Genomic DNA, 11,569 nt, shown 5'->3' on the forward strand with positions numbered 1-11,569 from the left:
GGGCTCGCCGATACGAACCGACGCTTACTGGGTACCGATGATCTTGAACAGATAGGTCAGGTAGGACAGTTCGCTGCCGCCGCTTGGCGTCGTGCGGCTGACGAAGTCGAAAATCTTGCCGTCCTGCAGCCGGTAGTCGGCGAGGCGGGCGACCCGGCGGTCCTTGTCGAAATAGACCGCGATCACGCGCTGCTCCACCACTTTCTGCGGCATGAAGGCGGCGGCCTTCTCGGCGCGCTGCGAGATGTAATAAAAAGCTTCGCCGCTGACCGTCGCGACGGTGGACGGCGTGCCAAGCACGATCAGCACCTGTTCCTGGCTGGAGCCGAGCGGGATCTGTTCGAGGGCGCCTTCCGGTACCACATAGCCCCTCTGGAAGGACTGCTCGAGGCTGCCACAGCCCGCGACTAGGAGCGTGAGGGCAAGTGCGGCTGCGCCATGGCGAAGGCGTGCCATCCGTGTTGAAGGCCGTGTCAAAAGCTGCATGACCGTTCGAGTACCCATCGACGCCAAGATTTGCAATGAGGCCATCTGGCGACAAAGGTCGTCTGGCCCTAAAAGGACCCGATGCTGAACGTTTTCCGCCGGAACCCCCGAGCCGCCACCATCGAGGCGCTCTATGGCGCCATCGTGGCGCAAGCGCGCTCGCCTGTCTTCTATCTCGCCTATGGTATTCCGGACACGGTTAATGGCCGGCTTGATGCGCTCATGCTGCATCTGGCGATGGCGTTCGAGCGGCTGTCGCAAGGCGACGAGGACGCCAAGGCGGTCGGGCAGGAGGTCTTCGACCGATTCTGCCTCGATATGGACGACCATCTGCGTGAAGACGGCATCAGCGATATGAAGGTTCCAAAACAGGTGCGCGGCGTGGCTGCGGCCTTCTTCGGCCGGCACGGCGCCTATATATCAGCGTTGCGGGCTGGCGATGAGGCTGCCCTGAAGACCGCAATCAGCCGGAATGTGTTCGAGGGCGTCGATGCGCCATCGGTTCCGAGGCTGGCGGGCTATATGCAGGCAACAATGGCGATGCTGGACCGGCAGGATCCGGCGGTCATCGCGACCGGCAAGATCGTCTGGCCGGATCCCGGACCTTTTGGCCAGACTTGACGTCAAAGAGCTTGGACAATGACTGACACGATTTGGAGCAGCCGGCTTGCGCGCGAGGATGTGCCCGAGGATGGAATACACGTGGAGATCAGTGCCGACGCTGCGGTGCGCGCGGCGCTTGCGCAGAGCGCGGAACTGCGCGATCTGTCACGCTTGGAGGCACAGTTCGACGTGACCCGTAGCGGCCGTGATGGACTTCATGTCGTCGGTGAAGTCTCTGCTTTGGTAGGTCAAAATTGCGTGGTAACCCTTGAGCCTATCGAGACAAATCTCGTTGAGCCGATCGATCTTTTCTTCACGTCGGATCAACAAGCCTCGCTTGGCGATAGCGACGGCGAGGCCTCTTTCGGTTTGACCGAGGCTGAACCGCCGGAGCCGCTGGTCGGTGGAGCGGTTGATCTCGGCGCCATCGCCACCGAGTATTTCCTCCTTGGTCTCGATCCCTATCCGCGCAAAAAGGGCGTGACCTTCGAATCGCCAGCCGCCGGCGATGCCGTCGCCAAGCCATTCGCGGCTCTGGCGGCGCTGAAGAGGCCACCCAAGGGAAGTTCGGAGTGACTGTTGTGTTGAGGCTCCGAAACGCTATTGTCCGCGCCCGCGTCTGCCCCTCCCGACAAGGTCCAATGTTCACCGTTCTGATGATTCAAGGCCTCGGCTAAGGTCGGCTATGCCAGACAAAGTCCGCATTGCGCTCGATGCCATGGGAGGCGACCATGGACCGGAGGTGATTGTCCCCGGCGCTGCGCTCGCGCATGGCCGGCATCGTGATACCGAGTTCATCTTCTTCGGCGATTCCGCGCGGATCGAGCCCGCACTGTCGGCGGAACCGGTGCTCAAGGCCGTGTCGCGGGTTGTCCACACCGATGTTGCGATCAAGATGGATGACAAGCCGAGCCAGGCGCTGCGCCAGGGCCGGCTGAAATCCTCGATGTGGCAGGCGATCGATGCGGTGAAGCAGGGCCAGGCCGACGTCGCCGTATCCGCCGGCAATACCGGCGCGCTGATGGCCATGGCGAAAATTCATCTGCGCACCATGGCTGGGATCGAAAGACCGGCGATTGCGGCGATCTGGCCGACCCTGCGGGGGGAATCGGTTGTGCTCGATCTCGGCGCCAGCATTGGCGCCGATACCCAGCATCTCATCGATATGGCGCTGATGGGCAGCGCGATGGCGCGCATTCTGCTTCACATCGATCGCCCGACCGTGGGCCTTTTAAATATCGGGGTTGAAGAAGTTAAAGGACTCGATGAAGTCCGCGAAGCTGGCCAGATCCTGCGCGAGCGCAATCTGCCGCACATCAATTATGCCGGTTTCGTCGAAGGCGACGATATCGGCAAGGGTACCGTCGACGTTGTGGTCACGGAGGGCTTTGCCGGCAATATCGCGCTGAAAAGCGCCGAAGGCACCGCACGTCAGATCGCGGGATTTCTTCGCGCCGAAATGAAGCGCACGATCTGGACCAGGATCGGCTATTTGTTTGCGCGCGGCGCCTTCCGGGCCCTGCGTGAGAAACTCGATCCGGATCGCTCCAATGGCGGGGTCTTTCTCGGCTTGAACGGAATTGTCATCAAGAGCCATGGCGGCGCGAGCGCGAGCGGTTTCTCTGCGGCGGTCGAAATTGGCTATGAAATGGTGCGTGACGAACTCATGGCGAAGATCGGTCAGGCGCTCGTTCCTGAGGCGCGCGTTGTGGCGGAAGTCCAGGACCAATCTCCCGTGGCCGGAGCGGCATCGTGACCTTACGTTCAGTGATTATAGGCGCCGGCTGTTACTTGCCGGAGCGCGTCGTGACCAATGCCGACCTGGCCAAGATGGTCGATACGTCCGACGAATGGATTGTGCAACGCACAGGCATTCGGGAGCGACATATCGCCGCCGACGGCGAGGTGACATCGGATCTCGGCATCAAGGCGGCCCAGGCGGCACTGGCCAATGCCGGGGTCGATGCGCAATCGATTGACCTGATCGTGGTTGCGACCTCTACGCCGGACAATACGTTTCCGGCTTCGGCCGTTACGGTGCAGGCTGGGCTCGGCATCACCGGCGGGGCGGCGTTCGATTTGCAGGCGGTCTGCTCCGGCTTTGTGTTCGGGCTTGCAACGGTGGATGGAATGTTGCGCACGGGTATGTTCAAACGCGCATTGTTGATTGGCGCCGAGACTTTTTCGCGCATTCTCGACTGGAATGACCGCACCACTTGCGTGCTGTTTGGCGATGGCGCCGGGGCCGTCGTGATCGAGGCTCAGGAACAGCCCGGCACGATGAACGACCGTGGCATCCTGACAAACCATTTGCGATCGGATGGACGGCACAAGAACAAACTCTATGTCGATGGCGGGCCGTCATCGACGCAGACTGTTGGCCACCTCCGTATGGAAGGCAAGGAAGTCTTTAAACACGCCGTTTCGATGATCACCGACGTGATCAAGGATGCCTTTAAAGCCACGGGTTACACTGCACGCGACCTCGACTGGTTTGTGCCACACCAGGCAAACCGCCGCATCATCGACGGCTCGGTCATGAAGCTCGGGCTCGATCCGGCCAAGGTTATCATCACCGTCGACAAGCACGGCAACACGTCGGCAGCGTCGATCCCGCTGGCGCTGTGTGTCGGCATTGCCGATGGCCGGATCAAGAAGGGCGATCTTGTGATGTTCGAGGCCATGGGTGGCGGCTTTACCTGGGGCGCCTCGCTCGTCCGAATGTAGCCTTTTACCGTATTGATGTGCATCGCCTCTTCATGGCTCGCATGAAGTTGACCAGTCGGTCGGCGAATAGCAGGCTTACCGAACTTTCTTCGGTTGACCGTGCAAAAGTAAGTCCATATCGTCTTGTAAAATAAGAAGGATCGCCAGTAGGGGCTGACAGGCGATGACGGTAAAGACAGTTACGCGAGCGGATCTCTGTGAGGCGGTCTACCAGAAGGTAGGCCTGTCGCGGACGGAGTCCGCGACGCTGGTCGAACAAGTGCTGAAGGAAATCACCGACTGCCTGGAGCGGGGTGAGACCGTAAAGCTGTCTTCGTTCGGCTCATTCGTGGTGCGTAAAAAGGGCGAGCGCATCGGTCGCAATCCGAAGACCGGCAAGGAAGTGCCAATCTCGCCCCGGCGCGTGATGGTGTTTAAGCCGTCCGCTATTCTGAAGCAGCGGATCAACGGCGAGTCGGAAAACGGCGTCGTCGACGACACAGACTCGCATTAGCACATGATCCCGAAAAGTGGGGACCGGTTTTCGGCAAGATCATACGCCAACCAAAAGAATCATGATGCGGAGGCCTGATTGGACAAGGCGCCCGACGCATTCCGGACGATCAGCGAGGTGGCCGACGACCTGAAGGTGCCGCAGCACGTGCTGCGGTTCTGGGAAAGTCGCTTTAGCCAGATCAAGCCGATGAAGCGCGCCGGCGGGCGCCGATATTACCGGCCAGATGATGTCGACCTGCTGCGCGGTATCCATCATCTGCTTTACGGCGAAGGCTATACCATTCGCGGCGTGCAGCGAATTTTGCGCGACCAGGGGCTGAAATTCGTTCAGACGGTCTGGCAGCCAGGCGCTGAACAACCGACCCACGGGCCGGTCGAAGAGGATGCTGAAGAACAGGGCGCATCTGGCGAAAGCGACGAAACCGAGGGGGCCTACGATACACCGGATGCCTATGCGCCGCCCTCGCAGCGGCCGGCGCCCATGCCAAGACCACAAGCGACGCCGTCTGCCATTCGTGCTCAGATGTCGCGTGAGGACCTTCGGCGGCTGCAATCGGCATTGTTCGAACTCAGCGAGTGCCGGCGATTGCTCGATGGTGCGCTTCCAGGTGCTGCCCCCGAGCCCGAAATCGACCCTTAGAGCCTTCGAAACCCGCTTCGCGATCTACGCTGGCTGACGAAGTTTTACCGGCTTCAAGGCAAGAATGATGAAGCCTGCGGCCAGCAGCATCGCGGGGGTGCTTGCTACAATCCAGGCCATCCATGTTCTCGGCGCAAAGTCGGAATAGCCGAGGATGAATGCCAGCAGCACGACAAATCCCATCGTGCAAAATCCGACCGCCGGAATGGCGGCCATTCGCCAGTCGCGGGTTCGCGACAGGAGGATGAGTCCAAGGCCGAGCCCCATGAGCGGCGACGAGAACAGCCGCGCCGTTAGCGGTGTGATCCCTTTTGCATCGAACCAGATGATCGCGGCTTCGGAAGCGTCAAAGAAGAACACCAAACCGAGCGCCATAAAAAGAATGCCGACCAAGGCAAGTGACGCGCGAAGCGGGGCGGGCATCGGCCAAACCATCGGTTCTGAAATGTCTGCGTCTCCCGTGAGGTGACGACGCCAACCCGTCCAAAGGCCGTAGCTCAACACCATCAGCATCAGCGCGCCGCCGCCGAAGTAATTGATGGTCATCGGTATATTTGTGCCGAAGCGATCAAGGTGCATCGCGCCGGCCGCAAGCTGCAGTAAACGATAGGTCGCCATCATCACGAACGGAATGGCGGCATAGGAAAAGCGGTTAATGCCGACAGACAGCAACGCCAGTGGAACAGAGACCAAGGTGCTGGCGCCCAGGATGCGTGTGGTGAGCGGCGGCATGGACCACGGCCAGATCGTGCCGATCTGCGCAGGATCGATCATCAGTGTGAGGCCGAATCCCAATTGCATCACCGCCGAAACGGCGACGATCAGGCGCAGCCAGGTCGGAAATGCGCTGTCCATTGACGGGCCCAGTTGCGCGGCGTGAATCGCCGCACTTCAGGCTTGGTCGCTTTGGCAGCGACAAAGGTTCAGGACGCTTTTGCGTCGGGCGCCTTCTTTGCTCCGTCGCGATAATAGTAATTGGCGTTGCGGCCGAAGGCGAGGCGGCGGATGACGCGGCGCATGCCTTCGCTGCGGCGGAGCGGCTCGACCGCGCCGGCAGCCGTGCGGAATACCGCCAGCTTGGCGGTGTCGAGCGCCGGGTTCACGCCGGGCGGGTTCTGCGGAATGCCGATGCTCCGCAGCATCGAGTTCATGGTGGAGATGTCGTTGCGTCGGCGCACGTCTTCCGACTTCCAGGTCAGCGACAATGATATCGAATAGCTGCCGGCGGTGCGCACCCAATGCGGCCATTGATAGGGCACGAAGACACCGTCGCCCGGCTTCAGATTGTAGGTCGTGCATTTGGCATCGAACCTCGCCTCGTAGGGGATGTTGCGATGCTTGACGACGACCTCTTCCAACGCCTCTTCCGATGCGATCGAACGGTCGCGGTTGTCATAGACATGGAAGAACTTGTCGCCATGGATCTGGAAGAAGAAATTCTCGTCGCTGTCGGCGTGGAACGGCGTGGTGGATTCGGCTGAGGACACAAAAATGAAGCCGCGGATATCTTCAAAGCCAGCGTCCTTCAGACTGTCGTAGCCGCGGGTGTGCGCAACTTCGAGCAGCGCATCCTCGATCAGCTTGCCATAGGCTGGATGCTGTTCGACATGTTTCAGCACCATCCAGGCACCGGCGGTTTCGATCTTGCGAACGATGTCCTCGGGGTCGAGATCGACGGTCGGCGTCGTGTCCGGATTCTGGCTGATCGATGCCTTGCCGGAATTGTATTCGATGCGGTCGCGCGGCAATTCGCGCACCAGCTCGGCAAGCTTCGGCAGCGTCAGCAGCGGGTTGCCGGTGAAACGATGATGCAGCGAGAAAGGCAGGTTCGGGAATGCCTCCGTCAATGCGGTCGTGTCCGTCGGCTCGAAATATTTCATGACAGTTTCTCCTTGAAGCGTCTCATTGTTCGAACGCACTCGATCGCCGCATAGCGCGCGCGAAGGAGGGTCTTGATTGCAGCGGCCATCGGGTCGCTGGGGTAAAGCGGGATGAAAACGTCGGCAATTTCGATGCGCTCGCGCCAGACATGGTCGATCATCGGATGTTCGCCGTCTGCCGATGAATCGGCGAAGCTGATCGCGGCGTCAGCGCAGAGATGGCGGGTCAGATCAAGCGTCAGTTGCACGCCGGGTGAGGTGCGGGCTTCGCTTTCATCCATCGCGATCTTGAAGAAATAGGCGCGATCCTGATCGCGCAGCACAAGACCTGAGGCGATCGTCATGCCGTTGCGTGTGAGGCTGATAATTTCAAAACGACCCTCCGCCGCGAGTGCGGCCGAAGCCTCGCGGATGAAAGCCGTGTCGCCGTCATGCTGGCCGAGCCCGGTGCCGCGCAGACCCTTCCAGCCTTTCTGCTCGAGGACGAGGAAACGGTCGAGTGCGGCCGCGACGTCGGCGGGAGTGGTTGCAATCTCGATCGAAATCGGACCTGCATCCTCCAGACGATGACGCTGGCGACGCAGCTCTTTCGATTTCTTGGCACCAAGTGCAGACCGCAGGGTCGCATCACCGTCCTTTGTGGCGTCGAGTGCGGCGCGGCGGAAGCTGCGCATCACATCGAAGCTCAGATCGCGCTCCGACAACGCCATTTTCATCGCCGCGAAGGCCATCCCTTCCGTCGCTGTGCCGGGCAGAAACAGGGCACGTGCGCCGGCGCTGCAGGCCGCGTCGAGCAAGGCATGCGCGGCGTCGACAGCGTGGTCACGATCAAGCGTCGGCACGGCGAGCGAGGCATAACCGTTCCAGCCGACCAGCATCGGGACGGGAAGCGACAAGGCCCGCTTCGCCCATCGAACCGGCATGAGGCCGATCAGACGATCATGCTCGGTGCGGTCCCAGGCGAGCAGGGCAAGCGCGCCAGCACGGCCGCGGGCGAAACGCGCGACCGGCAGCGCCCAGAGCGGGTGGAAATAGGCATTCGGCTCGGTCGCGCGCGCCTGCAACGCGCGCCAGGGCACAATGGGGACGGCGGTTAAGTCACTCAGAGTTTCATGCGCTTTTGGACTGGCCGAAGCGGTGACCACGGACAGCTTCGGGGGCATGCGGTCAGCCTGCCGGGACGGTCCCGATGGAACGGAAACGCGGAGTGGGTCGGCGGGAGCCGGAGCATTCATGGGCCGTAACGCACGCTGATTGAGGTGACCGTCCGATGCGCCCTAGATAGGACCAATCCGTGACCGGGGGCTTTAATCCGGGCCCTCGATGCAGCGCTTTGCGAAGGCAGGGTTAACGAAGGTGAGAGACGATCGCAGAAAACCGGCTCTAGGCGGCCTATGCCGACGACCAAGGCGAGGAAGGCCCGGCGACGAACGCTCGGTGCAGCAAGTCCGGGGCGCGGATGCGGATCGTGCGGCCGGGGATTCCAGGCGAAACGGCAACAGCAAAAACTGAGGAAGCCCGGCGGCTCGCCGTGCTAGCCTTTCCGAGAATCATCGATCAAGGGGGCTTCCATGATCAATCAGTTCGGTTCTGCGTTCCGCCGGGTTTCCATGGCGTTTGCTGTTGCCGGTGTGACGGCTGTTTTCAGCACCGCGCCGGCCGCTGCGCAGGGGACTGTCGCACAGCGCCAGGGCTGTGAAGGCGACGCTTTCAAATTCTGCAGCAACTACATTCCGTTCGTCCACCAGATCGAAAATTGCCTGTACCGCAATATGCGCAATCTCACGCCTGCATGCCGCATCCAGATGCAGGGCGGCACGCCGCAACCACGGCGTCGACGTTAGTCGCCCTTCGCTTGTCGCTATCTGTATTGCTGCAAATGCACTGAGCGATCCTCGACAGCTCAGTGCTGCTGTTCTGGCGCGGGTTACATCGCGATCGCCTTGGCGGTCGCTGATGAGCGCTCATCAAATGCGCTTCGTCACGATGTCACTAAGCCCCATTTACGCACCGCCAACCTTTGATTGGTACGTTGCTGCCGCAAATGATGGGAGAGCACAATGCTCAGAGTCTTTCTTGCCTTGCCGCTCGCAGCGGCTTTCATCGGAACGGCGAGTGCAGCACCGATTGTTCAGACGATCGATATCCAATCCGGCGTTGAACGCGTTGCCGATGGCTGCGGCGCAGGCAAATATCGTGGTCCGGGCGGTGCCTGCCACTGGTACGGTCGCGGACCATTTCCGGGGGGCTATTACGGACCATACATGTGGGGCGCCAGGAGTTGCCCTCCCGGCTATTGGCGCGGCCCGTGGGGGCATTGCCGCGACACGCCATACCATGGCCGGCTGCCCGGCGGCGGCTGGAAGCCCTGAGACCTACGTTGATTTGAGCGTCACACGACCAGACCAGCCCGGCCCCATCTTGCGGGCCGGGTTTTTTTTATTTTCGATTGCGGCCTCGTGGATTTGTATGGGGCTGCCGCTCAGCACAGAAGTCGCGGCTGTTGACGGCCACAATCGCTCGCCTATAACGGCACCGTCGGAGCGTGGCGCAGCCCGGTTAGCGCACTAGTCTGGGGGACTAGGGGTCGTGGGTTCGAATCCCGCCGCTCCGACCATTTCATCTCAACAGCAGAGATCGCGGCTTTGACCATCGGTCAGGTGCGTCGTGCCCCGACCTGACGGCAAAGATCGAGCAGGATGCGCGCCGTCTTGTCCCAGGTGTAGAGCTGCGCGTGTTTGAGGCCGTCGGCCTTGAGCTTCTCGCGCAAGACCGGATCGGAATAAACTGCCTTCATCGCCGCCGCGAGGCTATCAACGTCATTGACGCCGCAGCGAAGCGTCGCGTCGCCGCCGATCTCGACCAGCACGTCATGGTCCGACACGATCGCCGGACAGCCGCACTGCATCGCTTCCAGCGGCGGCAGGCCGAAGCCCTCGTAAGTGGAGGGATAAACGGTGGCGAGCGCATTGTCGTACAGTGCGCGCAATTCGTTGTCGGTGATGTGGCCAGTATCGACGAGATTTTCGTCGTTAACGGTGGCAAGCTTGTTGTGCACGTCGAGCCGTCGCTTGCCGGTGGCCACCAGCGGCACGCCCTTCAGGCCGCTCTTTTTCAGGGCGGCGAGGGTACCGTTGAGATTCTTGTTCAGCGCGTAGATGCCGACACCTAGGAAATATTGACCGGGTTTCAGATTCAGCTTGTCGAGGATCGTATTGTCCGGTGTGTGTCGAAGAATGTGGTCCGAACCTTCGTAGCAGATCGGAATTTTCTTCGGATCGAGGCCGTAATATTTCTGCATTTCCCGGCGCGAGAAATCCGAAACCGAGACGACGAGATCAGCCATCCGCGCCGCGTTGGGAATGATGAAATCGTAAGCGGCAACAAAAGCCTTTGAGAAGGCTTCTGGCATGGCTTTGGTTGACGTGTCGTGGATCACAAGCACCTGGCGGCGTTTCAGCACCGGCCCAAGCATGCAGAGGTTTAATTGCAGCTTGCCGATCGTCCGCAGCGGGAACTCGATCTGCTCCCAGAGATAGCCGCTGGTGAGGCCGGATCGGTTCAGGCGGATATTCTTGAGCGGGAAATCCCGGGCCGATTTGGGCGCCTGCAGTTCCACATGCCCTTTCAGTGCCGCGTAAGCTGGCTCATCCAGCACCTTGTCCATGGCCCGAACGGTCTCGATCGCGAAGCGCTGAACGCCCGCGGTCAATTGCGTCAAAAAACGGCCATTGATGACGATATCAGGTGTCGCGGCAGGCATCCGGCGGTCCATTTCAGGTGCGGCCGTTCCATTCTGCGAGGCGCGCGTAAGACTATCTTAAAAAGGACGAGCTTAAAGAAGTCTCAAGCGCGGCAACTGCGACTGGCCCGGTGCACGTCCAAAAAACTCCCAAAAGCGAGGCGCGTCATGCTCGACAAGACCCCCGGCGACATTCTGGATAATCTCGGTGGCGATGCCGCTCTGGCAAGGGCGTTCCGCGAACTCGGTGTCGAGAACGATCGCCACTGGGCCTGGGATAACTATGAAAATGTGGTGCGCGGTCTTGCCCGTATCCTGAATGCGAAACGTCTGATCGAGATCGGCGGTGGGCGCGATCCGCTGTTCAAGGCCAACGAATTGGCTGCGCTTGGCATCGAAATGACTATCAATGACATTTCGCAAGTCGAGCTCGACGTACTGCCGGACACATACCGGAAGGCCTGTTTCGACGTCGCTGGCGACATTTCCGCAGTGGCGGATCTGCGCGGCCATTTCGACCTCGCGTTCTCGCGCATGGTGTTCGAACACGTCGCGGACGGCCAGCGCGCCTGGAAGAACCTGTATGAGTTGTTGGCGCCCGGCGGTGTCGCGCTGGCCTTCATTCCGACGCTCTATTCATTTCCGTTCGTCGTGAACTGGTTGTTGCCGGACGATGTCGCAGCGAAGATTGTCAAGATGCTCTATCGCAATCGAACCGACGAGGAAGATCCAGTCTTCCCCGCGCGTTATAGCTGGACCTTTGCGAGCGAACGCAAAATGAAACCAATGCTCGAGGGGATCGGTTATAGCGAAGTGCAGATTTTGCCGTTCTATGGACATGGCTATTTCGAGCGCCTTCCGCTGATCCGCGACATCCACGACCGATTCACCGCGATGGCAAGGGCCAATGACTGGCGCACAATTGCCAGCTACGCCTATATCGCTGCGCGCAAATGATTGGCGCAACGCTGGCTTAGACCACGCAGGTCAAGCGAA

At 60.6% G+C, this 11,569-nt stretch carries 14 protein-coding genes and 1 tRNA gene; 10 read left to right on the forward strand and 5 right to left on the reverse strand.

The genetic code is table 11. From position 1 onward, the window contains the following. Nucleotides 1–24 precede the first annotated feature (24 nt). Nucleotides 25–486: an outer membrane protein assembly factor BamE gene (locus tag CAK95_RS22495; protein WP_086089954.1), complete on the reverse strand. Its 462-nt coding sequence runs from the start codon at nt 484–486 to the stop codon at nt 25–27. Nucleotides 487–567: 81 nt separating this feature from the next. Here CAK95_RS22495 and CAK95_RS22500 point away from each other — a divergent pair, with 81 nt between their 5' ends. The 6 genes from CAK95_RS22500 (at nt 568) to CAK95_RS22525 (ending at nt 4,951) form a co-directional block, all read left to right on the forward strand. After that, nucleotides 568–1,107, forward strand: a complete 540-nt coding sequence (locus CAK95_RS22500; RefSeq protein WP_086089955.1) for a ubiquinol-cytochrome C chaperone family protein — start codon at nt 568–570, stop codon at nt 1,105–1,107. Nucleotides 1,108–1,125: 18 nt separating this feature from the next. Continuing rightward, nucleotides 1,126–1,665, forward strand: coding sequence for a YceD family protein (locus CAK95_RS22505; RefSeq protein ID WP_086089956.1), 540 nt, complete (start codon nt 1,126–1,128; stop codon nt 1,663–1,665). Nucleotides 1,666–1,774: 109 nt separating this feature from the next. Further along, nucleotides 1,775–2,845 carry a phosphate acyltransferase PlsX gene (gene plsX, locus CAK95_RS22510; protein ID WP_086089957.1) on the forward strand — a complete coding sequence of 357 codons (1,071 nt, stop codon included), beginning with the start codon at nt 1,775–1,777 and terminating at the stop codon, nt 2,843–2,845. Next, nucleotides 2,839–3,816 carry a beta-ketoacyl-ACP synthase III gene (locus CAK95_RS22515; RefSeq protein ID WP_086089958.1) on the forward strand — a complete coding sequence of 326 codons (978 nt, stop codon included), beginning with the start codon at nt 2,839–2,841 and terminating at the stop codon, nt 3,814–3,816. The genes plsX and CAK95_RS22515 overlap by 7 nt, the downstream gene beginning before the upstream one ends. A gap of 163 nt (nt 3,817–3,979) precedes the next feature. Beyond that, nucleotides 3,980–4,309 carry an integration host factor subunit alpha gene (locus tag CAK95_RS22520; RefSeq protein ID WP_086089959.1) on the forward strand — a complete coding sequence of 110 codons (330 nt, stop codon included), beginning with the start codon at nt 3,980–3,982 and terminating at the stop codon, nt 4,307–4,309. A gap of 78 nt (nt 4,310–4,387) precedes the next feature. Further along, the gene (locus CAK95_RS22525) at nt 4,388–4,951 is read left to right on the forward strand and encodes a MerR family transcriptional regulator (RefSeq protein ID WP_086089960.1); all 564 of its coding nucleotides are present in this window, start codon (nt 4,388–4,390) and stop codon (nt 4,949–4,951) included. Between the two features lie 24 nt (nt 4,952–4,975). Here the strand turns inward: CAK95_RS22525 and CAK95_RS22530 are convergent, their stop codons facing one another. The 3 genes from CAK95_RS22530 to CAK95_RS22540 form a co-directional block, all read right to left on the reverse strand. After that, complete coding sequence (locus CAK95_RS22530; protein ID WP_086089961.1) at nt 4,976–5,806, reverse strand: hypothetical protein; 831 nt, start codon at nt 5,804–5,806, stop codon at nt 4,976–4,978. Between the two features lie 68 nt (nt 5,807–5,874). Continuing rightward, nucleotides 5,875–6,831 (reverse strand): cupin-like domain-containing protein, encoded by a 957-nt coding sequence (locus tag CAK95_RS22535; RefSeq protein WP_086089962.1) that lies wholly within the window; start codon nt 6,829–6,831, stop codon nt 5,875–5,877. Next, a complete protein-coding gene (locus CAK95_RS22540; RefSeq protein ID WP_157699702.1) occupies nt 6,828–7,994 on the reverse strand; it encodes a GNAT family N-acetyltransferase in 1,167 nt (388 codons plus the stop codon). Before CAK95_RS22540 ends, CAK95_RS22535 begins: the two co-directional genes overlap by 4 nt. 408 nt (nt 7,995–8,402) lie before the next feature. Between CAK95_RS22540 and CAK95_RS22545 the strand changes: the two genes are divergently transcribed. The 3 genes from CAK95_RS22545 (at nt 8,403) to CAK95_RS22555 (ending at nt 9,448) form a co-directional block, all read left to right on the forward strand. Beyond that, complete coding sequence (locus CAK95_RS22545; RefSeq protein WP_245303494.1) at nt 8,403–8,675, forward strand: hypothetical protein; 273 nt, start codon at nt 8,403–8,405, stop codon at nt 8,673–8,675. 216 nt (nt 8,676–8,891) lie between these two features. Beyond that, nucleotides 8,892–9,203, forward strand: coding sequence for a hypothetical protein (locus tag CAK95_RS22550; protein ID WP_245303495.1), 312 nt, complete (start codon nt 8,892–8,894; stop codon nt 9,201–9,203). Nucleotides 9,204–9,370: 167 nt separating this feature from the next. Beyond that, a tRNA-Pro gene (locus CAK95_RS22555) sits at nt 9,371–9,448 on the forward strand. 39 nt (nt 9,449–9,487) lie between these two features. Here the strand turns inward: CAK95_RS22555 and CAK95_RS22560 are convergent. After that, entirely contained in the window at nt 9,488–10,594 is a 1,107-nt protein-coding gene (locus CAK95_RS22560) for a glycosyltransferase family 4 protein (protein WP_157699703.1), read from the reverse strand. Nucleotides 10,595–10,741: 147 nt separating this feature from the next. On the opposite strand from CAK95_RS22560, the gene CAK95_RS22565 reads away from it, so the two are divergent. Beyond that, nucleotides 10,742–11,530, forward strand: a complete 789-nt coding sequence (locus tag CAK95_RS22565; protein ID WP_157699704.1) for a class I SAM-dependent methyltransferase — start codon at nt 10,742–10,744, stop codon at nt 11,528–11,530. Nucleotides 11,531–11,569 lie beyond the last annotated feature (39 nt).

This window comes from Pseudorhodoplanes sinuspersici (genome assembly GCF_002119765.1).
Lineage (GTDB): Bacteria > Pseudomonadota > Alphaproteobacteria > Rhizobiales > Xanthobacteraceae > Pseudorhodoplanes > Pseudorhodoplanes sinuspersici.